Consider the following 24,023-nt stretch of genomic DNA (forward strand, 5'->3'; position numbering starts at 1 on the left):
TTGTCTGCTGATCCGCTGCACCGGGGGGTGTGGCCGCTGGGGGGTAACTCATGACGGAGCGCGACATGTCCGAACTTGGCGCAGCTGCGCGCAGACCGTACCGAGTCGGGTATGCCCCGGGCGCCTACGATCTGTTCCATATCGGACATCTCAATATCCTTCGGCACGCCCGGAGTCAGTGCGACTACCTGGTCGCCGGGGTGGTCTCCGACGAGATGGCCGAACTGGCCAAGGGACGGCGCCCGATGATCCCGCTCGTCGAGCGGCTGGAAATCGTCCGTAGCGTGAAGTACGTGGACGCGGCGTTCGTCGAAACGGTCCCGGACAAGGTCGAGACCTGGAAGCAGGTCCGCTTCGACGTGATCTTCAAGGGTGACGACTGGCGGGGCACCCCCAAGGGCGACAAGCTGGAGAGGGACTTCGCCGCCGTGGGCGTCGACGTCGTCTACTTCCCCTACACGGTGCACACCTCCAGCACCCAGCTGCGCCGGGCGCTGGACGCGCTGTCCGAGCCGCTCAGCGCGGAACGGCGCTGAGCTCCCGGAACCACTTCGCGAGGAACGCCAGCAGGAACAGCGCGGCGCACGCACCGAGTCCCGCGTACGCCCAGCGGAACAGCCCGCCGCTCCCGAGCACCAGGAACACCAGGCAGAACACCCCGTAGTCCACCGGCAGCAGCGCCACCGCACGCACCGTCGACGGTGCGGCGGCGGGGCTCCCCGGGGCCGGCTTGGGCTTGAGCTTCTCGGTCAGCAGCCCGCCGAAGAAGGTGACGACCGAGGCGAACTGGAAGCCGAGCGGCACCAGCAGCCAGCCGTTCCCGCCCGTCCCGTACGCATCGGGGAAGCGGTGGAAGGCGATGAGCACGCAGGTGTGCAGGGCGGTCAGCTTGGCGCAGTCCACGACGTGGTCGAGCCATTCGCCCGCGGCGCTGCCGCCCCCGCGCAGCCGGGCCAGCTGACCGTCGGCGGAGTCGAAGGCGAACCCGACGGCGAGCGCGGCCCACACCGTGACGCCCAGCCCCCACGAGGGCGCGGCGAGCGCGACGGCCGCGACGGCGGCGAAACTGAAGGCGGCGCTGACCAGCGTCACCTGGTTCGGGGTCAGTCCGAGCGCGTACGACACGGCGGCGAGGTAGCGCCCGGCGGGCCGGTTGACGAACCGCGAGTAGAGCGACACGCCCTTCGCCGACTTCTGCGCCCCGCGCAGCTCCCGCAGCGCGGTCCCGACCTTCGCCATGCGTACCCCTGATCCGTGCGGTGGCACACGTGTACGGGTGCACGTGTGTACGAGGGCACACATCATCGCAGGGCGACTGACGCTTCCGGCTCCCGTTCCCGGCGGACCCGGGCCCCGGAGCGGCCCCGGGCCCCGGGACCTCAGTCCGCCACCCGCAGCAGCAGCACCGACCGGGCCGGGACCGTCAGCGTCTCCCCGCCCCGGTGCCGGGTGCCGGGAGGGGCGGCCTGGTCCTCCCGCGCGGTGTCCAGCACCAGTTCGTACCCCGCGGCCCACGGCGCGTCCGGCAGCACCCACGCCACCGGCCGGTCCCCGGCGTGCAGCAGCATCAGGAAGCTGTCGTCGCTCACCTGCCGCCCCCGCTCGTCGCGGCCCGGGATGTCCCGCCCCGACAGGTACATCCCGAGCGCGGCGGCCGGCGCGTACCAGTCCCGCTCCGTCATCTCCGTGCCCGCCGGGGTGAACCAGGCCAGGTCCCGCAGCCCGTCCGCGCCCTGGGGCCGCCCCGAGAAGAACGCCCTGCGGCGCAGCACCGGATGCTCCTGGCGCAGCGCCACCAGCCGCGCGGCCAGGGCGAACAGCTCCCGCCACGCCGGGTCCTCCAGCAGCGACCAGTCCACCCACCCCGTCTCGTTGTCCTGGCAGTACGCGTTGTTGTTGCCGCCCTGCGTGCGGCCGAACTCGTCGCCCGCCACGAGCATCGGCACCCCCGTGGACAGCAGGAGCGTGGTCAGCAGGTTGCGCAGCTGCCGCCGGCGCAGCACCCCGATCCGCGGGTCCGCGCCCTCCGGCGGGTCCCCCTCCGCACCGCAGTTCCACGAGCGGTTGTCGTTGGTCCCGTCGCGGCCCGCCTCCCCGTTGGCGTCGTTGTGCTTGCGCTCGTACGACACCAGGTCGCGCAGGGTGAAACCGTCGTGCGCCGTCACGAAGTTCACCGACGCGTACGGCCGCCGGCCGCCCCACGCGTACAGGTCGCTGGAGCCCGACAGCCGGTACCCGAGGTCCCGTACGTCGGGCAGCGCGCCCCGCCAGAAGTCCCGCACGGCATCCCGGTAGCGGTCGTTCCACTCCGTCCACAGCGGCGGGAACGCGCCCACCTGATAGCCGCCCGAGCCCACGTCCCAGGGCTCGGCGATCAGCTTGACCCGGCGCAGCACCGGATCCTGGGCGATCACCGCGAGGAACGGCGACAGCATGTCCACGTCGTGCATCGAGCGGGCCAGCGCCGCCGCCAGGTCGAAGCGGAAGCCGTCCACCCCCATCTCCGTCACCCAGTAGCGCAGCGAGTCCGTGATCAGACGCAGCACGTGCGGACGCCCCGCGTGCAGGGTGTTCCCGCAGCCCGTGTAGTCGGCGTACCGGCGCTGGTCGGACTGGAGCCGGTAGTAGCCCCGGTTGTCGATCCCGCGCAGCGACAGCGTCGGGCCCAGCTCGCCCGCCTCCGCGGTGTGGTTGTAGACCACGTCGAGGATGACCTCGATCCCGGCCGCGTGCAGGGCCTTCACCATCCGTTTGAACTCGCCGACCTGCTGCCCGGCCGTCCCGGACGAGGAGTAGCCGGCGTGCGGGGCGAAGTAGCCGATCGAGTTGTACCCCCAGTAGTTGCGCAGTCCGCGGCGCAGCAGGTGGTCCTCGTGCGCGAACTGGTGCACCGGCAGCAGTTCGACCGCCGTCACCCCGAGCCGCGTCAGGTGCTCCACCGCCGCCGGGTGGGCCAGGCCCGCGTACGTGCCGCGCAGCTCCTCGGGAACACCCGGATGGCGCATCGTGAACCCGCGCACGTGCAGCTCGTAGATCACCGAATCGGCCCACGGGGTCTTCGGCCGGACGTCGTCCGCCCAGTCGTCGTCATCGTGGACGACGACCCCCTTGGGGACGTACGGCGCCGAGTCGCGGTCGTCGCGCACGGTGTCCGCGATGTACTGCTGCGGCCAGTCCCGGACGTGCCCGTACACCTCCGGGGGCAGCGCGAAGTCCCCGTCGACGGCCCGCGCGTACGGGTCCAGCAGCAGCTTCGCCGGATTGAACCGGGCCCCCGTCCACGGGTCCCAGCGGCCGTGCACCCGGAACCCGTACCGCTGCCCGGGGCGCACGCCCGGCAGGAAGCCGTGCCAGATCTCGTGCGTCAGCTCGGTCAGCGCACACCGCGTCTCGGCGCCCTCCGCGTCGAAGAGGCACAGCTCCACGGCCTCCGCGCCCTGTGCCCACAGCGCGAAGTTGGTGCCCGCCGTACCGTCCGGGCCGGTCCGGTACCGCGCCCCCAGCGGGTGCGAGGACCCCGGCCACACCGGGGGCCCCGGACGCGTGACGGCCCGTAAGGCCGGCTCGCGGTCCGCTCCCGCGGCCCCGGCCGGCCGGCCGTTGACGTGCGCGACCGCCGGTGCGGCGACGGCGCCCCGCAGCGCGTTCACGGCCCCGGCCGTGTCCACGGCGACGACCGCCACGCCCTCGACGCCCTCCACCGGCGCCGCCTCCACCGACACCGGCTCCGCTGACTCCACGGCGGCGGCATCCACCGCCTCTTGCTCGGCTGCGCTCGACACTGCCCGCCTCCACGGCTCCTGGGTACCGGCGGGGGTAGGGGAGAGTGCGGCCCCGGCGTCCCGGCCTGGGCCCGCCCCCGTCTGGTCCTTCCCACTGTTCTGCCCGTAGAGATCTGCCCGGAACGTCGCGCGCGCTCACGTTTCCCCCGGAGGGCACGGTCGTTGGAGGGATCGTGACACTTCTGACGAGGCGGGCGCGGGCAGGGGCGGGCTTGGCCGCCGTGGCGGTCTGGGCGGGCCTGCTCGGCGGCCTGTCCGGATGCACCGGGAGCGGCGGTTCCCCGGTCGAGATCCAGCTCCCCGGAAAACCACGGTCGCCCGACGAGGCCATCCGGATCACCCCCGAGGACAACGCCAAGGGGGTCCCGGCCGAAGGCCCGCTGACCGTACGAGTGCCCGAGGGGCGCCTGGAACGGGTCGTGGTCACCAAGGTCGAGGACGCCCAGGAGGAGCACGTCCCCGGCTCCATCGCCCCCGACGGCCTCAGCTGGAGCCCCGACACGGAGGGCGGCAGGCTCGCGCTCGCCGCCAAGTACACCGTGGACGCGGTCGCGCTCGACGGCCACAACCGGCGCCAGGCCCGGCACACCACCTTCACCACCTACGTCCCCGAGGAGCGGTTCATCGGCTATTTCAAGCCCGAGAACCGTTCCACCGTCGGCACCGGCATGATCGTCTCCTTCAACTTCAACCGGTCCATCGCCAACCGCGCCGACGTCGAGCGGGCCATCACCGTCACCTCCAAGCCGCCGGTGGAGGTCGTCGGCCACTGGTTCGGCCACGAACGCCTCGACTTCCGGCCCAGGCAGTACTGGAAGCCCGGCACCGAGGTCACCGTGACGATGCACCTGCGGGACGTGCAGGGCGCCCCCGGCTCGTACGGCATCCAGGACAAGTCCGTCTCCTTCACGGTCGGCCGCTCCCAGGTGTCCACGGTGGACGCGGAGGCGCACACGATGGAGGTCCGACGCGACGGAAAGCTGGTCCAAACCCTCCCGATCAGCGCCGGGGCCCCCAAGAACACCACCTACAACGGAAAGATGGTGGTGCTGGAGATGTTCGACGTGACCCGGATGAACGGCCAGACCGTCGGGTTCGGCGGCGAGTACGACATCCCCGACGTCCCGCACGCCATCCGGCTCACCACCTCCGGGACCTTCCTGCACGGGAACTACTGGGTCAGCCCCGACACCTTCGGCTCCACCAACACCAGCCACGGCTGCGTGGGGCTGCGCGACGACAAGGGCGGCGGCTCGGACACCCCGGCAGGCTGGTTCTTCGACCGGACCCTGGTCGGGGACGTGGTGGAGGTCGTGAACTCGCAGGACAAGACGGTCGCCCCGAACAACGGGCTGGGCGGCTGGAACATGTCCTGGGCGGACTGGGTCGCGGGCTCGGCCAAGAGCTGACGCCCACCGCCGGGCGCCCACCGCTGGGCGCCCACCATCGGCGCCCGGCGTCCAAGGACTGCGTCAACCTCTCGGCACCGGACGCCGAACGCCCGTGGCACCTGCTGGACGAGGGCGTCGCCGTCTTCGTCCGGGGCACCGAACCCGGTACCGGTGACCGGCTCCGCGGTGACGCGCCGGCCCTTCCCCCTCTTGGGACGGAACGGTGACAAGACCGTTTCTCTTCGTGATCCCCCCATGTGATTTCCTGTCGACATGCGCGCGACTGTCCGCGCGCGGGGGACATGGGGAGAACAAGAGTGAACCTGCAGCCGATACGCGGCCGCGCCCGCCGCACCGGCCTGCCGGCCCTGCTGCTCGGAGCGGCGCTGCTGCTCACGAGTGCGTGCAGCGGAAGCGGCAACACCGGCAGCGGAGGCGGCGACAACGGCGGCGGTGGCGGAGGCGGCAAGACCGGTACCGAGGCGTCCAAGGCCGTCGTCAGCGTCAAGCCCGACGACGGCGCCAAGGAGGTCGCCACCAGCGGCGTCCTGAAGATATCCAGCACGGGCGGCAAGCTCACCACGGTGACCGTCGCCGACACCAAGGGCAACGCCGTCGACGGCAAGCTCGCCGCGGACGGCGCGAGCTGGGAGCCCGCCCGCAACCTGGCTTCCGCCACCGAGTACAAGGTGCACGCCGTCGCCAAGGACGAGGCCGGCCGCGAGTCCGCCAAGGACACCACCTTCACCACCCTCACCCCGACCAACACGTTCGTCGGCCACTACACGCCCGAGGACGGCGAGACCGTCGGCGTGGGCATGCCGGTGTCGATCAACTTCACCCGTGGCATCACCAACACCGAGGCCGTCGAGAAGGCCATCACGGTGACGGCCGAGCCGTCCGTGCCGGTCGAGGGCCACTGGTTCGGCAACGACCGCCTCGACTTCCGCCCCGAGAAGTACTGGGCCGCGGGCACCAAGGTCACCGTGAAGATCGCCCTGGACGGCGTCGAGGGCCGCCCCGGCGTCTACGGCAAGCAGACCCGTACGGTCAACTTCACCATCGGCCGCTCGCAGGTGTCCACCGTCGACGCGAGCGAGCACACGATGCAGGTCGTCCGCGACGGCCAGGTCCTCAAGAACCTGCCGATCACCGCGGGCGCCCCGTCGACCACCACGTACAACGGGCAGATGGTCATCAGCGAGAAGTACAAGGTGACCCGCATGAACGGCGCGACCGTCGGCTTCGGCGGCGAGTACGACATCTCCGACGTCCCGCACGCCATGCGCCTGTCGAACTCCGGCACCTTCGTCCACGGCAACTACTGGGCCTCCTCGGGCACCTTCGGCTCCGAGAACGTCAGCCACGGCTGCGTCGGCCTCAAGGACGTCCGCGGCGCGGGCGACGGGAACCAGCCCGCAGCGTGGTTCTTCGACGAGTCGCTGATCGGCGACGTCGTCATCGTGAAGAACTCCAAGGACAAGCAGATCGCCCCGGACAACGGCCTCAACGGCTGGAACATGGACTGGGCGGAGTGGATCAAGTAGTCCTCCCCCGTACGTAGTCGAGTGGCCCGGTGCTGTGACCCACGGCACCGGGCCACTTCGCGTTAACCGCGGCTAACCTTCCGCGTATGACCCTCTCTCTCGAAGTCTCCGAAGGCGTCGGCACCCTCCGTCTGGACCGGCCGCCCATGAACGCCCTGGACATCGCCACCCAGGACCGGCTGCGCGAGCTCGCCGTGGAGGCCACCGACCGGGCAGACGTCCGCGCGGTGATCATCTACGGCGGCGAGAAGGTGTTCGCGGCCGGCGCGGACATCAAGGAGATGCAGACGATGGACCACGCGGCGATGGTCGCCCGGTCCCGCGCGCTCCAGGACGCCTTCACCGCTGTGGCCCGGATCCCCAAGCCGGTCGTCGCCGCCGTCACCGGCTACGCCCTGGGCGGCGGCTGTGAACTCGCCCTGTGCGCCGACTACCGGATCGCCGCCGACAACGCGAAGCTCGGTCAGCCCGAGATCCTGCTCGGCCTGATCCCGGGCGCCGGCGGCACCCAGCGGCTGTCCCGGCTGATCGGTCCGTCCAAGGCCAAGGACCTCATCTTCACCGGCCGCATGGTCAAGGCGGACGAGGCGCTTGCCCTCGGGCTCGTGGACCGGGTCGTGCCCGCCGCCGAGGTGTACGAGCAGGCGCACGCCTGGGCCGCCAAGCTGGCCCAGGGCCCGGCCATCGCGCTGCGCGCCGCCAAGGAGTGCGTGGACGCGGGTCTGGAGGCGGACATCGACACCGGCCTGACCATCGAACGCAACTGGTTCGCGGGCCTGTTCGCCACCGAGGACCGCGAGCGCGGCATGCGCAGCTTCGTCGAAGAGGGCCCGGGCAAGGCGAAGTTCGTTTAGCCGGATCTCTCCCGGTCCTCCCTAGGGGTGGATTAGCCAGGCCTTAAGGCAGCCTTAAGGGGATGGGGGGATCCACTCGCGGTGATCTTCCGGGAGCGCTGGGTCACCGCAGATCAGGGTGGTCCCGCAACCGTCCGGTTGCCTTGCGCATATGACGGGACGCCCCTTCGGAATGGACTATTCCGGGGGGTGTTTTCCCGCGGAACGGCCCGGACGGGAGCACCGGCCGTCCATGATGGGTGCATGGCGGGCCTGGAGGGTGTGGAACAGCCGCGGCAGCGCAGCAGCGCTTCCGCCGTACGGCTGACGGCGGCTCTTGAGGACGAACAGGGTCTCAAGGCGCTGGAGTTGTACGGGAACCCGGCTGAGGTGGAAGTGACACTGCCGTCCATGCCGGAATCGGCGAGCACGGCCCGCCGGCTCGCCCAGTACGTGGTGATCCGCTTCTGGGGCTTCTCCCCGCAGGTGTCCGAGCACACCGTCCTGCTCGTCTCGGAGCTCGTCGGCAACGCCGTGCGCCACACCGGCGCCCGTTCCTTCGGCTTACGGATGCACCGGCGGCGCGGCTGGATCCGCGTCGAGGTGCGAGACCCCTCGCGCGGACTGCCGTGCCTGATGCCGGTCCACGAGCTGGACACCACCGGCCGCGGCCTCTTCCTCGTCGACAAGCTGTCCGACCGCTGGGGCGCCGACCTGCTGCCGCGCGGCAAGATCACCTGGTTCGAGATGCGCGTGGCCGACCGCTGATCCCGCTGCTGCCGCACCCCCCGGAAATGCCTGAAGCCCCCGGTCGCCGTGATGGGGCGTCGTGGGGGCTTCATGGGTGCGCCGAGGATCGAAGGGGGTGTGATCCTCGGCGTGGCGACTTCGCTCGGGTCAATGGGGAAGCCGTGATTCCGACTATGGCAGACGGGCGACCAAACGCCAAAAGCCCCAAGTTGGACATAAGTGTGTAAATGCTAAGAGTTTCCATCTAAATCCTAGGTGAGGTGGGCCACTCACCTCGTAATCAATGAATAAGTATCCACCGCTCTGTGTGATTCGTTGATCAGATAGCGGACACTCCCTCATCCGGGTGGACTCCGGCGAAGGTCCCGAATGGGGTCAATCGTTATCTTCCATGGCATCCACCCCTTAAATGGGCAGGTGCTCTGCTACCCGGACCGCCGATCCGCCCTCCTCGCCGGTGCGGGGGTCGCCGCCGGCGCCTTCACCGCCGCCTGCGGCGCGGGCGCCCCCGCGCCCGCCGCCCCGCCCACGCAGGCGGCCCCGGCGAAACCCGCCCCCGTCCGGCCCGCGGCGGCCCCCCGCCGGTTCCCCGGCCAGCCCGCCGAGATCGCACACGGTCCGCGCGACCGCCCCCGCGTCGCCCTCACCTTCCACGGCAACGGTGACCCCGCCACCGCCCGGGCCGTGCTGGCCGAGGCCGAGAGGGCGGGCGCGCGGGTCACCGTACTGGCGATCGGCAGCTGGCTCGACGCCCACCCCGACATGGCCCGCCGCATCCTGGACGGCGGCCACGAACTCGGCAACCACACCCAGCGCCACCTCGCGATCAACACCATGCCCGAGGCGGAGGCCTACGCCGAGATCACCGGCTGCGCTCAGCGCCTCAAGCGGCTCACCGGCTCCATCGGCACCTGGTTCCGGCCCTCCCAGGCCCAGTACGCCACCCCGCTCGTCCAGCGCCTCGCCCAGCGCGCCGGCTACCCGCACGTCCTCTCGTACGACGTGGACTCCCTCGACTTCACCTCGCCCGGTGCCGCGGCCGTCATCCGCACCGTCACCGGGACGATCCAAGGCGGATCGGTGGTGAGCCTGCACTTCGGCTACGCGGACACGGTCGACGCGATGCCGCCCCTCCTCGAAGAACTCGCGCGCCGCAAGATGCGCGCGGTGACCACCACGGAGCTGCTGACCTCATGACGACCACCCGCCTTCCCCGGAAGGCCACCGTGCTGCTGGCCGGTCTGGTCCTCGCCGCCCTGGCCGGCTGCGGATCGGCCGACAAGGAGCCCGCCGAGGCGCTCGGCTCCGCCGCCGCGGCGGCCCGGCAGCCCGTCAAGGCCGTCCCGGCCGTACCCCCGGGCCTGGCCGGCATGCCACCGCTCCTCGACCCGAACGACGTGTACGCGGCCGACCGGCCGAACCGCCTCTCCCCGGTCGTCAGGGACTTCCCGTCCCGCGTCTACGTGCCGAACACCACCTCCAACACGGTGTCCGTCATCGACCCGGCGACGTACAAGGTCATCGACACCATCCCGGTCGGCATCCAGCCCCAGCACGTCGTCCCGTCCTGGGACATGAAGACCCTGTGGGTCAACAACAACCGGGGCCACACGCTCACCCCGATCAACCCGGCCACCGGACAGGCGGGCGAGCCCGTCGAGGTGCACGACCCGTACAACCTGTACTTCACGCCGAACGGGAAGTACGCGGTCGTGATGGCCTCCATGGACCGCGAGCTGGTCTTCCGCGACGCCCACACCATGAACCGGGTGAAGACGGTCCCGGTGTCCTGCTTCGGCGTCAACCACGCGGACTTCTCCGCCGACGGCCGCTACTTCATCGTGAGCTGCGAGTTCTCCGGCGAACTCCTCAAGGTCGACACCGAGAGGATGGAGGTCCTCGCCCAGCAGAAGCTGCCCTTCGAGGGTGCGATGCCGCAGGACGTGAAGGTCTCCCCGGACGGCAAGACGTTCTACGTCGCCGACATGATGGCGCACGGCATGTGGGTGCTCAGCGGCGACAAGTTCGACGTCCCCAAGCTGCTGCCCACCGGCAAGGGCACCCACGGCCTGTACGTCAGCCGCGACTCCAGGGAGATGTACATCTCCAACCGCGGCGAGGGCAGCATCTCCGTCTTCGACTTCAGGCAGAACAAGCTGACCAAGAAGTGGCGGCTGCCCGACGGCGGCAGCCCCGACATGGGCGGGGTGTCCGCCGACGGCAAGGTGCTCTGGCTGTCGGGCCGCTACAACTCCGAGGTCTACGCGATCGACACGGTCACCGGGCGGCAGCTCGCCAAGATCCCGGTGGGCGGCGGCCCGCACGGCCTGGCCGTCTACCCGCAGCCCGGCCGCTACTCCCTCGGCCACACCGGCATCTTCCGGTAGTCCCCGCCGCCGGGACCCGCGGCGGGGGCGGGGTCCGGCTGCCGCTACCCTTGGCCGGTCAACAAGCACCGAGAAGGGGTGGATCCCAGTGGCTGACATCGAGAGCGCGCGGGCGACGTTCGGCAAGTTCGACGCGGACGGTGACGGCTTCGTCACGGCGGACGAGTACAGCGCGGCCATGAAGGCGATGGGCGACGCGTACGTCACCGCCGCCGTCGCCGACGCCGTCATCGCCTCCAAGGACACCAACGGCGACGGCCTCATGAGCTTCGACGAGTTCTGGGCCTCCCTGAACAAGTAAGCCCCGCACCCGCCCCGGCCGCTGCCGGGGGAGGGGCCCCAAGCCCCCGCCACGCCCTCCCGCCGGGCGCGGCGGGGGCTTTGTGCTGCCCGCCCACGCCCGGCGGGAGGGGCCGGCCTGGCTCAGGGGGCGGTGTCCCCGGGGGTGCCGCCCGTCGGCCGCGTCATGTCCTCCACCTCGGCCAGGGCCTCCTCCAGCCAGCGCAGCCAGAACGTCTCCAGGCCGATGCCGCCGTGCAGCACCAGACGGCGCAGCCGGTCCTCGTCGGACTCCCGCCCCGGCGGGAAGTCCTTCTCCTCGATGGCCTCGTAGACGGCCAGCTGCCGGCGGTGCAGGTCCAGATGGCGCCGCAGCTCCCCGGCCAGCCCGTGCGGGCCCACCACGGCGGCCGCCCGGATCCGCAGCAGCAGCGGATCCCGGATGGCCTTCGGGTCCTGGCTCTCGCCGACCCATCGCGCGAGCTCCGCGCTGCCCGCCGCGAGCACCTCGTACTGCTTCTTCTGCCCCCGGACGGGCACCTCGCTGGGCAGTGCCCGGATCAGCCCGGCCTCCTCCAGCCGGCCCAGCTCGCGGTAGATCTGCTGGTGCGTCGCGGACCAGAAGTACCCGATCGACTTGTCGAACCGCCGCGTCAGCTCCAGCCCCGACGAGGGCTTCTCCAGCAGGGCGGTGAGGATGGCGTGCGGCAGCGACATGCGGCCATCCTAGGGAGCCGGCCGGCGGCGGCCCGCCGGGAGCGGCCCCGGCGGGTGGGCACGGCGGGTGGGCACGGAGGGTGGGCTCCGACTCCGGGGAACGCATAGCACAAGCCGGACATTGGGGTGCGGGTTTCACCAAACATTTCCCATCGCCCGGCAAAGAGTTCGCCGGACCCTTGCCGTGCCGGTGGCGGCCCGATGTGATGCGCGAGTCCCGTCGCTGAACGGGACGTTCCGCTTATTCGTGCGGCCCGGACGACCGGGCCGCACGGCATCCGAACATCGAGGTCGAGCCACACCGTGCGTCAGACATCCCCCGTCGTCAGCCTTCTCGCCGTCGCGGCGCTTCCGCTCGCGCTGACCGCCTGCTCCTCTCCCGCGCCGAAGAGCGCCGCGCCGGGCCCGGCCTCCGCTTCCGCCGCCGCGGCCGCGGCCGCGCCGTCGGCCGACCCTAACAAGGGCCTGCTGACCGGGAAGCAGCTCAAGGCCGCGCTCGCGCCCGCCTCGTTCTTCGCGCCCGGCTTCACCGCCGACCCCGCGGACGCGCGCGACACCGGCACCACGTACCGGCTGCCGGCCACCGCCGACGTGCCCCAGCCCGACTGCACCAAGCTCGGCGGCACGTCGTGGACGGACATCACCGGGATCAGCGGCGTGTCGTTCGCCCAGGACGCGTACGTCAACAAGAACTCCTCCGAGGAGTTCGCCCAGGAGATCGACGTCTACCGCGACACCACCGCGACGACCGTGCTCGACGCGCTCGGCCAGATCTCCAAGGCCTGCCCGAGCTACTCCGACGAGGCGACCCACAGCACGGTGACGGTCACCGAGAAGCCCCTGACCGGCATCGGTGACGGCGCGTGGGCCATCACCGAGACCAGCCCCGCCTGGCAGGGCGGCACCACGCTCGTGGCCGCTCGGGTCGGCACCTCGGTGGTGACCGTCCTGGTCAGCAGCAGCTCCGACAAGGGCCTGACCGGTGCGACCAAGCTGACGAACCAGCTGGTGGGAGCCCTCAAGGGCAAGGCCTGACGACGGCCGCCCCGCCCGGGGCCGCCCCTCGGATCAGGCCGGGCCCGATCCGAGGGGCAGGCCCCGGGCCCATTCGGCGAGGGCTTGCGGGGTCTTCGGGCCGGGGGCGGCGGCCGGCAGGAGGCCGTGCGAGCGCAGGAACGCCGTCACCGCCGGGGACCATGCCTGGCGCAGGCCCGCCGCTGCCAGCAGCTCCGGGTCCGACAGCAGGGCCTGCGCCGGCCCGGTGCGGATGCCCGACGGGGTCAGGACCGCCGCGTCGTCGGCCCAGCGGACCGCCAGGTCGACGTCGTGCGTCGCCATCACCACCGTCGTGCCGGCCGAGCGCAGCCCCGCCAGGACGTCCAGCAGGCGTTCCTGCCCGTCCGGGTCCAGACCCGCCGTCGGCTCGTCCAGGATCAGCACCCGCGGAGCCATCGCCACCGCGCCCGCGATCGCCGCGCGCTTGCGCTGCCCGTACGAGAGCAGGTGCGTCGGGCGGTCCCGCAGCGCCGTGATGTCCAGTGCGGCGAGTGCCGCGTCCACCCGCTCCCGCACCTCCGCGGCGGGCAGCCCGAGGTTCATCGGCCCGAACGACACGTCCTGTTCCACCGACGCCGCGAACAGCTGGTCGTCCGGGTCCTGGACCACCAGCTGCACCGCCGTCCGCAGCCGGGTCAGCCCCGCCCGGTCGTACGAGACCGCCGCGCCGTCGAGGCGCAGCGCCCCCGAGCCCGGCCGCAGGCCACCGCTCAGCAGCCGCATCAGCGTGGTCTTGCCGCTGCCGTTGCGGCCCAGCAGGACCAGCGCCCGGTCCGGCGCGATGGCGAAGTCCACGCCGGACAGGACCGCCGGGCCGTCCTCGTACGCGTAGCCCGCGCCGGCCAGTTCCACCAACGGGTTCACAGGTACAGCCCCTTCAGGGTGAGAGTCAGGGTGATCAGGGCCGCCAGCAGCGCCCCCGACGCCGCCACGAACCGCCACGACAGGGCCGCCTCGGGCACGAGGACCCGCAGGGCGCCGTCGTAGCCGCGCCCGGCCAGGCCCACCTGGAGCCGCGCCGCACGATCGAAGGCCCGTACGAACGAGGTCGCGGCGAGCCCGGCCAGCGAACGCCACACCGCGGCCCGCCCGGCCTGGCCCAGACGGGCCGCCTGGGCGCGCCGTACCTGCGCCATGGAATCCAGCAGCAGGAAGCCGATCCGGTACATGACCAGGGCCACGTCCACCACCGGCGCAGGCACCCCGGCCCGGACGAGCCTCGGCAGGACGTCCGAGACCGGGGTGGTGAACGCGAACAGCAGCACGCCGAGCGAAGCCGCCGAGGTCCGCAGCAGCAGCTCCGCGGCCTGCCGGGGGCCGTCGGGCGCGAGCGAGACGAACCCGGCCGGCCCGCCGACGGAGACCAGCAGGGGCAGCGCCCCGGTGAAGCAGAAGCCCAGCGGGATCCGGAACGCCCGCCACAGCTGCCGCCCGGCCACACCGGCCGGGCCGAGGAGCACGGCGAGCGTCGCCGCGGCGACCAGCGGCCCGCCGGGCCAGGGCGGCAGGCACACGGCGGTGACCGTCAGCCCGAGCCCCAGCAGGGCCTTCTCCAGCGGATGGCGGCGGCGCCAGCGGCTGCCGTGCGCCGCCACGTCGATCGGGAGCACCGCCTACGACTCCGCGGCGGCGCGGTCGGCGGCGGTGGCGGAGGGGTCGGCGCCGGCAGCAGTCGCCGCGGCCGCGCCCTGCCGGCGGCCCTTGCGGACGCCGAAGTAGTACGCGAGCACGCCCGCGCCGAGTGCCGCCTGGAGGGCGAACAGCGCCGACTCCACCTCCCCGGAGGGGGGTTCGTACAGCGGCGAGAACCACGGCTCGTAGTCCGGCTTCAGTTCGGTGATCGCCGCCTCCGCCTGGGCGTCGGCGCCCGCGAACGGCTCCTCCTTGCCCTCGCCCAGGCCCAGCGCGAGCGGGAGCACGGCCAGGGCCGCCACCAGGAGCAGCAACAGGCCGTTGATCTTCGTGTTCCGGTTCATGGCCATCAGAGCGCCGCCGCCTTCCGCTCGCCGCGGCCGACCGGCTTCGCGACGCCCAGCCGGACCAGGTCCGACGTGCTGGACTGCATCAGCAGCCGCATCACGAGCACCGTCAGCAGACCCTCGCTGACCGCGAGCGGCACCTGCGTCACCGCGAAGATGCCCCCGAACTTCGCGAGCGCTCCGAGGAACCCGCTGCCCGGGTCCGGGAACGCCAGCGCCAGCTGAACGGAGGTCACGCAGTAGGTGACCAGGTCGGCGAAGAAGGCGCCGAAGAAGACGGTCACCATCACCGGGACGTCGAAGCGCTTCAGCAGCAGGTAGACCCCGTACCCGGCCCAGGGGCCGGCGATCGCCATCGAGAAGACGTTCGCGCCCAGGGTGGTGAGCCCGCCGTGCGCGAGCAACAGGGCCTGGAAGAGCAGGGTGATGGTGCCGAGCACCGCCATGATCGGCGGCCGGAACAGGATCGCGCCGAGCCCGGTCCCGGTGGGGTGTGAGCAACTGCCCGTCACCGACGGGATCTTCAGCGCCGACAGGACGAACGTGAACGCCCCGGACGCCCCGAGCAGCAGCGTGCTCTCCGGGTTGGCCTTCACCTCACGGGTGAGGGCGCGGACACCGTGGACGACGAACGGAGCGGACGCGGCGCCCCAGGCGACCGCGTGCAAGGGGGGCAGGAACCCCTCGGCTATATGCATGACTGGGAGACCTCTCCAGCACCTCGTGGATGGACAACGCGCCCCGGCCGGTCTCCTGGCTCACGGGTGCTGACGCCCTGGCTCCGCCTTCCCGGGCGGTGCGGAACCTTTCCGCGCCGCCCAGTGGCTTCCCGTTGGGGGGCACCTCCCGGACGGAGTCTGGGGGAGAGTGGAGCCGGACTTCCCGTTCACAGTGGCGAGGGCCGCACCGGTTCTGCACCGGTTTCCCGAACACCAAGGCCCGTTGACCCTAGTCGGACGGACGGACCGGTACCAACCCGGTCCGAACGGGTGCGGTCCGCGGCGGCCGGCTCCGAACGGGTGCGGCCCGGTGCGGCGCCACCCGCGGGCGCCCAGGCCGGCGGCGTGGCCGCCGACTACCGGGCCTGCCCGCCCCCACCTCACCGGCGCGCGTCAGCACGAACCGCTCGGGCGCGTGCGCGGCGGCCGAGGCCCCCTCGCGCGGGACCTACCGGGGCAGGAGGGTGCTCAGCTCGGTGTCGAGGTCGTAGTGCCGCTGTTCCTCGCCCCGCGGCACCAGGTCGACCAGCCGTCGGCACAGTGCGCGTACGTCCCGCGCCCGGGCGGACACCACGCAGCTCTGCACCCCGTTGCTGAAGGCGAGCAGGACGCGCGGCTCGCGGCCCCGCCACTGCGGCCACACCCGGACGTCCCCCTCGCCCGTCCCGCGGGTCTCCCCGTCCAGCAGCAGGTCCCGGGAGAACACCCAGTGCGCCAGCTGGACCCCGGCGCCCCGGAAGTCGAGCACCAGCTCGTAGGGCCGGTCGCGGCGGTACGTGAAGGCCCCGTGCACCGGTATGGGCTCCGGGGAGGCCTCCAGCCGGAGCGGGAGGACGCGGTACTCGATGCCGTGGTCGTCCATGCGCTGCGCCTCTCTGTCGTGTCTCGTCCCGCCTGCCCGCGGCTCCCCCGGGCAAGCTAGCCCACCGTCCGGCCGCCCCCCGTGGGCCGAAGGTCCCGACTCCGCGGGCCGCTGGACCCGTTGTGTCACAGGAACGCGGAGCGGCCCGCCCTCCGGGGGGAGGGCGGGCCGCAGGGTCACCGGTCCGTCACGGGACGGGGTCGGGCAGGAGCGAGCCGCGGGAAGGGGCCCGACGCGGTGCGTGGGACCCCTTGCGGCGTCAGCGGCGCCGGGTCAGCACTCGATGACGTTCACGGCCAGGCCGCCGCGGGCGGTCTCCTTGTACTTGATCTTCATGTCGGCGCCCGTCTCCTTCATGGTCTTGATGACCTTGTCGAGGGACACCTTGTGCGTGCCGTCGCCGCGCATCGCCATCTTGGCCGCCGTGACGGCCTTGACCGCCGCCATGCCGTTGCGCTCGATGCACGGGATCTGGACCAGGCCGCCGACCGGGTCGCAGGTCAGGCCCAGATTGTGCTCCATGCCGATCTCGGCCGCGTTCTCCACCTGCTCCGGGGTGCCGCCCAGGACCTCGGCGAGGGCGCCCGCCGCCATCGAGCAGGCCGAGCCGACCTCGCCCTGGCAGCCGACCTCGGCGCCGGAGATCGAGGCGTTCTCCTTGAAGAGCATGCCGATCGCGCCCGCCGCGAGGAGGAAGCGGACCACGCCGTCCTCGTCCGCGCCCGGCACGAAGTTCATGTAGTAGTGCAGGACGGCCGGCAGGACGCCCGCGGCGCCGTTGGTGGGCGCGGTGACGACGCGGCCGCCCGCCGCGTTCTCCTCGTTGACCGCCATCGCGTAGATCGTCGTCCACTCGCTGCGGTGCATCATCGGGTCGCCCTCGGTGCGCAGCTGGCGCGCCGTGGACGCCGCCCGGCGCTTGACCCGCAGACCGCCCGGGAGGATGCCCTCGCGGGACATGCCGCGCGAGACGCACGCCTGCATGACGCGCCAGATCTCCAGCAGGCCCTCGCGGATCTCCTCCTCGGTGCGCCAGGCCTTCTCGTTCTCCAGCATCAGGGAGGAGATCGACAGGCCGGTCTCCTTCGCCAGGCGCAGCATCTCGTCGCCCGAGCGGAAGGGGTACTTCAGCACGGTGTCGTCGAGCTTGATCCGGTCCTCGCCGACCGCGTCCTCGTCGACGACGAAGCCGCCGCCGACCGAGTAGTAGGTCTTCTCCAGCAGGGGCGCGCCCGCGGCGTCGTACGCGAAGAGCGTCATGCCGTTCGCGTGGTACGGCAGGGACCGGCGCCGGTGCAGGATCAGCTGGCTCGGCTCGTCGAAGGCGATCTCGTGCGCCTCCCCTATCTCCGTGCCGAGCAGGCGCAGGCGGCCCGTCCGGCGGATGCGCTCCACCTCGTCGTCGGCCGTCTCCACGTTCACCGTGCGGGGGGAGTGGCCCTCCAGGCCCAGGAGCACCGCCTTCGGCGTGCCGTGGCCGTGGCCGGTGGCGCCGAGGGAGCCGTACAGCTCCGCGCGGACCGCCGAGGTCTGGGCGAGTACGCCGTCCTTCTTCAGCCGGGTGACGAACATGCGGGCGGCCCGCATCGGGCCGACCGTGTGGGAGGAGGAGGGGCCGATGCCGATGGAGAAGAGGTCGAAGACGGAGATGGCCACGGTGGCGGACTCCCTTGTCTGCTCGTGGGGTGGGAGGGGGGCAGGCGAGGCGGGCGATGCAGGAGGGGTGATTGTTCGGATTTTGTCCGACAGACGAGCTTAACGCGGAGAAGTGAACGGCCCGGCTGTCGGAACGGGTGCGCGAGGTTGCGGTTGGGCGTGCGTCAGGTCACGTTTCCCGCTCCGCGGCCGGGCCGGGCGGGCGGCGAGGGGCCTCGCCCGGCCCCTCGGGCCGCCCCGGGACGGGGTCCGGCCCCGGCAGCCCGCCGCAGCGGGCCCGGACGCCCGTCGGGGGTCGGCCGGGGTCATGGGAAGGGCCCGGTTCTGCGGATTGCGGAACCGGGCCCTCCTCGTCGAATCCCGGGCGTCAGAGCGTCGGGTACAGCGGGAACCTCGCGGCCAGCGCGGAGACGCGCGCCTTGAGGGACTCGCTGTCGTACGCCGGCTTCAGCGCCTGCGCGATGATCTCTGCCACCTCGGTGAAGGCCTCGGCGTCGAAACCGCGGGTCGCCAGGGCCGGCGTACCGATCCGCAGACCCGAGGTGACCATCGGCGGCCGCGGGTCGTTCGGGATGGCGTTGCGGTTGACCGTGATGCCGACCTCGTGGAGGCGGTCCTCGGCCTGCTGCCCGTCCAGCTCGGAGTTGCGCAGGTCGACCAGGACCAGGTGCACGTCGGTGCCGCCGGTGAGGACGTCCACGCCCACGGCCTTGACGTCGTCCTGGACCAGGCGCGCGGCGAGGATCTTCGCGCCTTCCAGGGTGCGCTCCTGGCGCTCCTTGAACTCGGGCGAGGCCGCGACCTTGAAGGAGACCGCCTTGGCCGCGATCACGTGCTCCAGCGGGCCGCCCTGCTGGCCCGGGAAGACCGCGGAGTTGATCTTCTTGGCCAGCTCCTGCGTCGACAGGATGACACCGCCGCGCGGACCGCCGAGGGTCTTGTGCGTGGTGGTGGTGACGACGTGGGCGTGCGGGACCGGGTTCGGGTGCAGGCCCGCGGCGACCAGGCCGGCGAAGTGCGCCATGTCGACCATCAGGTACGCGCCGACCTCGTCCGCGATGCGGCGGAAGGCGGCGAAGTCCAGCTGGCGCGGGTAGGCGGACCAGCCGGCGACGATCAGCTGCGGCTTGGACTCCTTGGCGAGGCGCTCGACCTCGGCCATGTCGACCTGGCCGTCCTCACCGACGTGGTACGGGACCACGTTGTAGAGCTTGCCGGAGAAGTTGATCTTCATGCCGTGGGTCAGGTGACCGCCGTGGGCCAGGTTCAGGCCCATGATCGTGTCGCCCGGCTTCAGCAGCGCGAACATCGCGGCGGCGTTCGCCTGCGCACCCGAGTGCGGCTGCACGTTCGCGGCCTCGGCGCCGAAGAGCGCCTTGATGCGGTCGATCGCGATCTGCTCGACGACGTCGACGTGCTCGCAGCCGCCGTAGTACCGGCGGCCCGGGTAGCCCTCGGCGTACTTGTTGGTCAGGACCGAGCCCTGGGCCTCCATGACGGCGACCGGAGCGAAGTTCTCCGACGCGATCATTTCCAGGGTGGACTGCTGGCGTGCGAGCTCGGCGTCGACGGCGGCGGCGACGTCCGGGTCGAGCTCGTGGAGGGGGGTGTTGAGAACAGACATCAGGATCCCCTGGGGTGTCAGTTGTCGGAGTGGGTGAGCGCGGCGTACTCGTCGGCGGAGAGCACGTCCTTGGGCTCCTCCGAGAGGCGCACCTTGAACAGCCAGCCACCCTCGAACGGGGCGGTGTTCACGAGCGCCGGGTCGTCCACGACGTCCTGGTTGGCCTCGACGACCTCGCCGGAGACGGGGGAGTACAGGTCGCTGACCGACTTGGTCGACTCCAGCTCACCGCAGGTCTCGCCCTCGGTGACGGTGTCGCCGACCGCGGGGAGCTGGGCGTAGACGACGTCACCGAGCGCGTTGGCCGCGAACTCCGTGATGCCGACCGTCGCGACGCCGTCCACGGCGTCCGACAGCCACTCGTGCTCCTTGGTGTAACGCAGCTGCTGGGGGTTGCTCATGACCTGATTCTCCTGGATGCGGGGGAGTGCGAACGAACAGTGGTCTTGCGTACTGAGACGTACTGAGACGGCCGGTACGGCGTACGGGCGCTACTTCTGCCGCTTGTAGAACGGCAGGGCGACGACCTCGTACGGCTCATGCGTACCGCGAATGTCCACGCCGACGCCGGAGGTGCCGGGCGCGGCGTACTCCGCGTCCACGTAGGCCATCGCGATCGGCTTGCCCAGCGTCGGGGACGGGGCGCCCGAGGTGACCTCGCCGATCACCTCGCCGCCGGCGACGACCGGGAACCCGGCGCGCGGGACGCGGCGGCCCTCTGCGATCAGGCCGACCAGCTTGCGCGGCGCCTTCGTGGCGGCCTGCTCGGCGGCGGCCTCCAGGGCGGCGCGCCCGACGAAGTCGCCCTCCTTCTCGAACTTCACGACCCGGCCCAGACCCGCGTCGAACGGGGTGAGGCCGGTGGTCAGCTCGTGCCCGTACAGCGGCATGCCCGCCTCCAGGCGCAGCGTGTCGCGGCAGGACAGGCCGGCCGGGACCAGGCCGACGCCCGCGCCGGCCTCGGTCAGCGCCTGCCACAGCTCCACGGCGTGCTCGGGGGAGACGAACAGCTCGAAGCCGTCCTCACCCGTGTAGCCCGTACGCGCGATCAGCGCGGGCACGCCCGCGACGGTGCCCGGCAGGCCGGCGTAGTACTTCAGCCCGTCCAGGTCGGCGTCGGTGAGGGAGGCGAGGATGCCGGGGGACTCGGGGCCCTGTACGGCGATCAGCGCGTACGCGTCGCGGTCGTCGCGGACCTCGGTGTCGAAGCCCGCGGCGCGCTCGGTCAGGGCGTCCAGGACGACTTGGGCGTTGGAGGCGTTCGCGACGACCATGTACTCGGTCTCGCCCAGGCGGTAGACGATCAGGTCGTCGAGGATCCCGCCGTCCTCCTGGCAGATGTGCGTGTAGCGGGCGCGGCCGACGCCGACGGTCGAGATGTTGCCGACCAGCGCGTAGTCCAGGGCCTTGACGGCCTCCGGGCCGGTCAGCGTGATCTCGCCCATGTGGGAGAGGTCGAAGAGACCGGCCTTGGTCCGTACGGCGTTGTGCTCGTCGCGCTCACTGGCGTACCGCAGGGGCATGTCCCAGCCCGCGAAATCGGTCATGGTCGCACCGAGCGACCGGTGCAGCGCATCGAGGGCGGTCAGACGGGGGGCAGTGCTCATGGGTGTGGCTCCCGGGTCCCAGGGCATGACATGACGAGGACGATCCTCCCCATCTGTCATCGGAACCTGAGAGGTTCGCCGAGAGTTCCCGGTCGGACCCGGGGAACCTCGACTTGCACCTTGGGTGGAGCGCACGCGGGTGCCGTCGTGAGGGACGGCGGCGCGGCTCGCTTTTCAGATCTGCCTCATCCACGCGGTACGGGGCCTGAGAGATTCAAGGGAGGAACTTGCTCCTTCGGCGCCCGGGCACCGCCTCACGGCGTGCCGGGACTCTCCCGCGCGGATTCAAGCGGCCGGTATGCAGTTGGTCCAGATGGCGCACATCATTGCACGCCGTCCGGGCGATCGGGCGTGCGGGCCCGGAAGAACGTACGGACCGGCCGTCCCGGACCGGTGGAGGGGCCGCGGGCCCTGACCGGAACCGGGGCCACCGGATTACCGTCTCTTTACACTCTTGGGCATGGGGCCCGCGTGGCCCCGATTGGGGGAGGCGATCACAGTGCGGAGATTCGGAGTGCTGGCGTCGACCGGGACCGGGGCCGTCGACGGGGTGCCGGCAGCGCGGCGGGCCTGCGCCGAGGGCCCCCTCGTACGCGACCTGCGCGGCCGGGGCCCGCACGGACCCCAGTGGCTCGGCTTCGCCGAAGGCGACATCGTCGTGGTGTCCGGCCTGCCCGGCGGCGGCAAGAGCACGCTCATCAAGCGGGCCGCGGACGGCGGCATCGACTCGCAGGACGTGCGCGAGCGCTGGGAGCGGCGGATGCCGAGGGTGCTGCCGTACGCGGTGTACCGGCCGCTGGTCCGCTGCGCCCACTACTGGGGCCTGTGGCGGACGCTGCGCTCCGGGGCCTCGGCGGTGGTCCACGACTGCGGAACGCAGACCTGGGTGCGCGCCCTGCTGGCCGCGGCCGCGCGGCGGCGGGGCCGCGGGCTGCACCTGCTGCTGCTGGACACCACCCCGGAGGAGGCCCTGGCCGGGCAGGCGGCGCGGGGGCGCGGGGTGTCGGCGTACGCCTTCGCCCGCCACCGGGGCGCGGTGGCCCGGCTGCTGCGGGACGCGGAGGCGGGCCGCCTCCCGGCCGGTTGCACCTCGGCGGTCCTGCTGGACCGCGGCTCGGCGGCCCGGGTGACCCGCATCGCCTTCCGCCGCCCCTGACCCTGGCCCGGGCCCGCGGGGGGCAGCGGTTAATCTCGGGCCGACAGCGTGGGGTGAGAACAGCGGAGGCGTACATGCACGGCGGCGGCTGGCCGGACAACGAGCTGGAGCAGGTGCTCGGGGCGGCGCTCGGACAGGCGGACGCCGGCGCCCGCATCGTCGAGGTGCTCGGGCGCAGCCTGCTCTGGGTGCCCCTGCCCGGCGGCGGCGGCCCGGACGCGCCCGCCCTCACCCTGCCCACCATGGAGATCAACGGCGCGGCGTACGTCCCCGTCTACAGCTCCGAGGCCCAGTTCCGCGCCTGCGCCGGCCCCGGCATGGACTTCGCCGTGGCCCCGGCCGTCGAGTTCGCCCGCGGCCTGCCCCCGCAGCTCGGCATCGCCGTGAACCCCGAGGGCGCCGTCGGCGTCCCGCTGCCCCCGCCCGCCGTGGCGGAGCTCTGCCGCACCGGCCGCACCCCGCTCGACGGCCCCGCCACCGGCGGCCGCGTCCGGCTCTTCGAGCCCGACTGGCAGGACGACCCGGTGGACTTCCTGACCGCAGCCGCGGAGGAGTTCCGTGCCACCGGCGTGATCGCCGCCGCCCACCGCTGCCTCGCCAGCGTCGAGGGAGGGGCCCCGGAGCTCTACATCGGCGTCCGGCTGCCGGGATGGGAGCCCGGGATGCGCAGCGCCCCGATGGAGGCCCTCGGCCGGGCCCTGGCCCGCGTGGCGCCGGCCTGGCCCGTGCAGTTGATCCTCCTCGACGCCGTGCAGGACCCGGTGGTCGACTACATGGTTACGCGCGTACGCCCCTTCTACCTCGCTTAGGGCCGCTTAAGCTGGGTGCGGATACGGGTGGACGGGCGGACGAGGAACGAAGAGGGGTACCGGGTGAGTGCGTCAGGCACGGCCGCGGCCGGGCAGCTCGAGCACATGATGCGCCAGGTGACGCCCGGGCGCTACGAGAGCTACGAGTCGCTTCTGCACGCCCTCGCCGAGGGCCGCCTGTGGATGCTGCTCTGGCAGGGCCAGCCGGGCTCCCCGGAGGCCCAGTACGGCGGCATGGAGGTCGAGGGCCTCGGGTACGCGCCCTGCGTGACCTCCCCCCAGGAGCTGGCCGCCAGCGGCTGGAACCGGGGCTACGAGGTGGTCACCGGCCGGGACATCGCCCGCGCCCTGTACCCGGACCGCTGGGGCCTGTGGCTCAACCCGCACGCCCAGGGCGGCGGCCTCGGCATCCCCTGGGCCGACCTGCGCCGGATCGCCACCGGCCTCGACCGGATGCCGGCCGGCCCGCTGCGGCTGTCCGAGCCCGCACTGGAGCTCCCGCAGTTCTACGGGCTGCTGACCCAGCACGCGCACCGCACCCCGGCCGTCCGCTCGCTGCGCCGCGCCTGGGTGCAGCCTTCACTGGGCTCGCCGTACCTGGCCGTCGGGCTCGACCTGTACGACGCCTCCGCGCCCGCGCTGGAATCCGTACGGGAGATGATGCGCCAGTCGGTCGGCGCGGTGCCCGAGGGCGTCCCCGTGTGCACGGTGGCGCTCGCCGACGAGCACGACCCCGTCGCGATGTGGCTGCGCGCCCAGACCCGCCCCTTCTACGACCGCGAGGGCCAGGCCCCCGCGTACTGACCCGATCGGGGCCTGCCCGGTCCCTGAGACGGGCGCAGCGACACGAGCCGGAGGCCGTGGGGAAC

Annotated in this window: 24 protein-coding genes and 2 riboswitches; of the genes, 12 read left to right on the forward strand and 12 right to left on the reverse strand. The window is 72.3% G+C overall.

Annotated features, from left to right (window positions below):
* The first annotated feature begins 65 nt into the window (after nt 1-65).
* On the forward strand, nt 66-536 hold the full coding sequence (locus tag ACIPK4_RS05475) for an adenylyltransferase/cytidyltransferase family protein (RefSeq protein WP_054224574.1): 471 nt from the start codon (nt 66-68) through the stop codon (nt 534-536).
* Here ACIPK4_RS05475 and ACIPK4_RS05480 read toward each other — a convergent pair.
* Nucleotides 517-1,239, reverse strand: a complete 723-nt coding sequence (locus tag ACIPK4_RS05480) for a CDP-alcohol phosphatidyltransferase family protein (protein WP_054224575.1) — start codon at nt 1,237-1,239, stop codon at nt 517-519. The two genes, ACIPK4_RS05475 and ACIPK4_RS05480, sit on opposite strands and share 20 nt — an antisense overlap.
* 140 nt (nt 1,240-1,379) lie before the next feature.
* Nucleotides 1,380-3,782 carry a glycogen debranching protein GlgX gene (glgX, locus tag ACIPK4_RS05485; protein ID WP_402309446.1) on the reverse strand — a complete coding sequence of 801 codons (2,403 nt, stop codon included), beginning with the start codon at nt 3,780-3,782 and terminating at the stop codon, nt 1,380-1,382.
* Between the two features lie 173 nt (nt 3,783-3,955).
* Here glgX and ACIPK4_RS05490 point away from each other — a divergent pair, with 173 nt between their 5' ends.
* The 7 genes from ACIPK4_RS05490 to ACIPK4_RS05520 all read left to right on the forward strand — a co-directional run bounded on the left by ACIPK4_RS05490 (nt 3,956) and on the right by ACIPK4_RS05520 (nt 10,991).
* Entirely contained in the window at nt 3,956-5,191 is a 1,236-nt protein-coding gene (locus ACIPK4_RS05490) for an Ig-like domain-containing protein (protein ID WP_402309448.1), read from the forward strand.
* A gap of 284 nt (nt 5,192-5,475) precedes the next feature.
* Nucleotides 5,476-6,720: an Ig-like domain-containing protein gene (locus tag ACIPK4_RS05495; protein ID WP_402309449.1), complete on the forward strand. Its 1,245-nt coding sequence runs from the start codon at nt 5,476-5,478 to the stop codon at nt 6,718-6,720.
* An 86-nt stretch (nt 6,721-6,806) separates the two neighbouring features.
* Nucleotides 6,807-7,574: an enoyl-CoA hydratase/isomerase family protein gene (locus ACIPK4_RS05500; RefSeq protein ID WP_030857311.1), complete on the forward strand. Its 768-nt coding sequence runs from the start codon at nt 6,807-6,809 to the stop codon at nt 7,572-7,574.
* Between the two features lie 138 nt (nt 7,575-7,712).
* A complete protein-coding gene (locus ACIPK4_RS05505) occupies nt 7,713-8,321 on the forward strand; it encodes an ATP-binding protein (RefSeq protein ID WP_082410701.1) in 609 nt (202 codons plus the stop codon).
* 351 nt (nt 8,322-8,672) lie between these two features.
* Entirely contained in the window at nt 8,673-9,500 is an 828-nt protein-coding gene (locus tag ACIPK4_RS05510) for a polysaccharide deacetylase family protein (protein ID WP_402309451.1), read from the forward strand.
* Nucleotides 9,497-10,690: a YncE family protein gene (locus tag ACIPK4_RS05515; protein WP_402309452.1), complete on the forward strand. Its 1,194-nt coding sequence runs from the start codon at nt 9,497-9,499 to the stop codon at nt 10,688-10,690. The genes ACIPK4_RS05510 and ACIPK4_RS05515 overlap by 4 nt, the downstream gene beginning before the upstream one ends.
* Nucleotides 10,691-10,778: 88 nt before the next feature.
* On the forward strand, nt 10,779-10,991 hold the full coding sequence (locus tag ACIPK4_RS05520) for an EF-hand domain-containing protein (protein WP_054224580.1): 213 nt from the start codon (nt 10,779-10,781) through the stop codon (nt 10,989-10,991).
* Nucleotides 10,992-11,113: 122 nt separating this feature from the next.
* Here the strand turns inward: ACIPK4_RS05520 and ACIPK4_RS05525 are convergent, their stop codons facing one another.
* Nucleotides 11,114-11,686, reverse strand: a complete 573-nt coding sequence (locus ACIPK4_RS05525; protein WP_402309454.1) for a PadR family transcriptional regulator — start codon at nt 11,684-11,686, stop codon at nt 11,114-11,116.
* A gap of 303 nt (nt 11,687-11,989) precedes the next feature.
* Between ACIPK4_RS05525 and ACIPK4_RS05530 the strand changes: the two genes are divergently transcribed.
* Nucleotides 11,990-12,721: a hypothetical protein gene (locus tag ACIPK4_RS05530; protein WP_402309456.1), complete on the forward strand. Its 732-nt coding sequence runs from the start codon at nt 11,990-11,992 to the stop codon at nt 12,719-12,721.
* A 33-nt stretch (nt 12,722-12,754) separates the two neighbouring features.
* On the opposite strand, the gene ACIPK4_RS05535 is transcribed toward ACIPK4_RS05530, so the two are convergent.
* The 9 genes from ACIPK4_RS05535 to gcvT form a co-directional block, all read right to left on the reverse strand.
* Nucleotides 12,755-13,606 carry an energy-coupling factor ABC transporter ATP-binding protein gene (locus ACIPK4_RS05535; RefSeq protein ID WP_402309458.1) on the reverse strand — a complete coding sequence of 284 codons (852 nt, stop codon included), beginning with the start codon at nt 13,604-13,606 and terminating at the stop codon, nt 12,755-12,757.
* Nucleotides 13,603-14,352 (reverse strand): cobalt ECF transporter T component CbiQ, encoded by a 750-nt coding sequence (cbiQ, locus tag ACIPK4_RS05540; RefSeq protein WP_402309460.1) that lies wholly within the window; start codon nt 14,350-14,352, stop codon nt 13,603-13,605. The genes ACIPK4_RS05535 and cbiQ overlap by 4 nt, the downstream gene beginning before the upstream one ends.
* A 3-nt stretch (nt 14,353-14,355) precedes the next feature.
* Entirely contained in the window at nt 14,356-14,718 is a 363-nt protein-coding gene (locus tag ACIPK4_RS05545) for an energy-coupling factor ABC transporter substrate-binding protein (RefSeq protein ID WP_402309728.1), read from the reverse strand.
* Nucleotides 14,719-14,723: 5 nt separating this feature from the next.
* Nucleotides 14,724-15,419: an energy-coupling factor ABC transporter permease gene (locus ACIPK4_RS05550; RefSeq protein WP_402309462.1), complete on the reverse strand. Its 696-nt coding sequence runs from the start codon at nt 15,417-15,419 to the stop codon at nt 14,724-14,726.
* Nucleotides 15,420-15,446: 27 nt separating this feature from the next.
* Nucleotides 15,447-15,673, reverse strand: a riboswitch (cobalamin riboswitch).
* A gap of 215 nt (nt 15,674-15,888) precedes the next feature.
* Nucleotides 15,889-16,302 (reverse strand): SsgA family sporulation/cell division regulator, encoded by a 414-nt coding sequence (locus ACIPK4_RS05555; protein WP_402309464.1) that lies wholly within the window; start codon nt 16,300-16,302, stop codon nt 15,889-15,891.
* A 273-nt stretch (nt 16,303-16,575) separates the two neighbouring features.
* Entirely contained in the window at nt 16,576-17,958 is a 1,383-nt protein-coding gene (locus tag ACIPK4_RS05560) for an L-serine ammonia-lyase (protein ID WP_054224588.1), read from the reverse strand.
* 367 nt (nt 17,959-18,325) lie between these two features.
* Nucleotides 18,326-19,582 (reverse strand): serine hydroxymethyltransferase, encoded by a 1,257-nt coding sequence (glyA, locus tag ACIPK4_RS05565; protein ID WP_376192522.1) that lies wholly within the window; start codon nt 19,580-19,582, stop codon nt 18,326-18,328.
* 17 nt (nt 19,583-19,599) lie between these two features.
* Complete coding sequence (gcvH, locus tag ACIPK4_RS05570; RefSeq protein WP_030236063.1) at nt 19,600-19,983, reverse strand: glycine cleavage system protein GcvH; 384 nt, start codon at nt 19,981-19,983, stop codon at nt 19,600-19,602.
* A 90-nt stretch (nt 19,984-20,073) separates the two neighbouring features.
* Nucleotides 20,074-21,189 (reverse strand): glycine cleavage system aminomethyltransferase GcvT, encoded by a 1,116-nt coding sequence (gcvT, locus tag ACIPK4_RS05575; RefSeq protein ID WP_402309466.1) that lies wholly within the window; start codon nt 21,187-21,189, stop codon nt 20,074-20,076.
* A gap of 184 nt (nt 21,190-21,373) precedes the next feature.
* Nucleotides 21,374-21,477, reverse strand: a riboswitch (glycine riboswitch).
* 205 nt (nt 21,478-21,682) lie between these two features.
* On the opposite strand from gcvT, the gene ACIPK4_RS05580 reads away from it, so the two are divergent.
* The 3 genes from ACIPK4_RS05580 (at nt 21,683) to ACIPK4_RS05590 (ending at nt 23,958) form a co-directional block, all read left to right on the forward strand.
* Nucleotides 21,683-22,345 carry an AAA family ATPase gene (locus ACIPK4_RS05580; RefSeq protein WP_402309730.1) on the forward strand — a complete coding sequence of 221 codons (663 nt, stop codon included), beginning with the start codon at nt 21,683-21,685 and terminating at the stop codon, nt 22,343-22,345.
* A gap of 74 nt (nt 22,346-22,419) precedes the next feature.
* Nucleotides 22,420-23,154 (forward strand): enhanced serine sensitivity protein SseB, encoded by a 735-nt coding sequence (locus tag ACIPK4_RS05585; protein ID WP_402309732.1) that lies wholly within the window; start codon nt 22,420-22,422, stop codon nt 23,152-23,154.
* Between the two features lie 63 nt (nt 23,155-23,217).
* On the forward strand, nt 23,218-23,958 hold the full coding sequence (locus tag ACIPK4_RS05590) for an enhanced serine sensitivity protein SseB C-terminal domain-containing protein (protein ID WP_054224593.1): 741 nt from the start codon (nt 23,218-23,220) through the stop codon (nt 23,956-23,958).
* The last annotated feature ends 65 nt before the right edge of the window (nt 23,959-24,023 follow it).

The sequence above is a fragment of the Streptomyces sp. NPDC086989 genome (genome assembly GCF_044745505.1).
Lineage (GTDB): Bacteria > Actinomycetota > Actinomycetes > Streptomycetales > Streptomycetaceae > Streptomyces.

Coding starts and splice junctions, on each gene's coding strand:
- ACIPK4_RS05510 (WP_402309451.1), top strand. CDS start 8,673: ATGGGGTCAATCGTTATCTTCCATGGCATCCACCCCTTAAATGGGCAG.
- ACIPK4_RS05500 (WP_030857311.1), top strand. CDS start 6,807: ATGACCCTCTCTCTCGAAGTCTCCGAAGGCGTCGGCACCCTCCGTCTG.
- ACIPK4_RS05555 (WP_402309464.1), bottom strand. CDS start 16,302: ATGGACGACCACGGCATCGAGTACCGCGTCCTCCCGCTCCGGCTGGAG.
- ACIPK4_RS05515 (WP_402309452.1), top strand. CDS start 9,497: ATGACGACCACCCGCCTTCCCCGGAAGGCCACCGTGCTGCTGGCCGGT.
- gcvH (WP_030236063.1), bottom strand. CDS start 19,983: ATGAGCAACCCCCAGCAGCTGCGTTACACCAAGGAGCACGAGTGGCTG.
- ACIPK4_RS05475 (WP_054224574.1), top strand. CDS start 66: ATGTCCGAACTTGGCGCAGCTGCGCGCAGACCGTACCGAGTCGGGTAT.
- ACIPK4_RS05550 (WP_402309462.1), bottom strand. CDS start 15,419: ATGCATATAGCCGAGGGGTTCCTGCCCCCCTTGCACGCGGTCGCCTGG.
- ACIPK4_RS05495 (WP_402309449.1), top strand. CDS start 5,476: ATGGGGAGAACAAGAGTGAACCTGCAGCCGATACGCGGCCGCGCCCGC.
- gcvT (WP_402309466.1), bottom strand. CDS start 21,189: ATGAGCACTGCCCCCCGTCTGACCGCCCTCGATGCGCTGCACCGGTCG.
- ACIPK4_RS05480 (WP_054224575.1), bottom strand. CDS start 1,239: ATGGCGAAGGTCGGGACCGCGCTGCGGGAGCTGCGCGGGGCGCAGAAG.
- glyA (WP_376192522.1), bottom strand. CDS start 19,582: ATGTCTGTTCTCAACACCCCCCTCCACGAGCTCGACCCGGACGTCGCC.
- ACIPK4_RS05585 (WP_402309732.1), top strand. CDS start 22,420: ATGCACGGCGGCGGCTGGCCGGACAACGAGCTGGAGCAGGTGCTCGGG.
- ACIPK4_RS05545 (WP_402309728.1), bottom strand. CDS start 14,718: ATGAACCGGAACACGAAGATCAACGGCCTGTTGCTGCTCCTGGTGGCG.
- ACIPK4_RS05525 (WP_402309454.1), bottom strand. CDS start 11,686: ATGTCGCTGCCGCACGCCATCCTCACCGCCCTGCTGGAGAAGCCCTCG.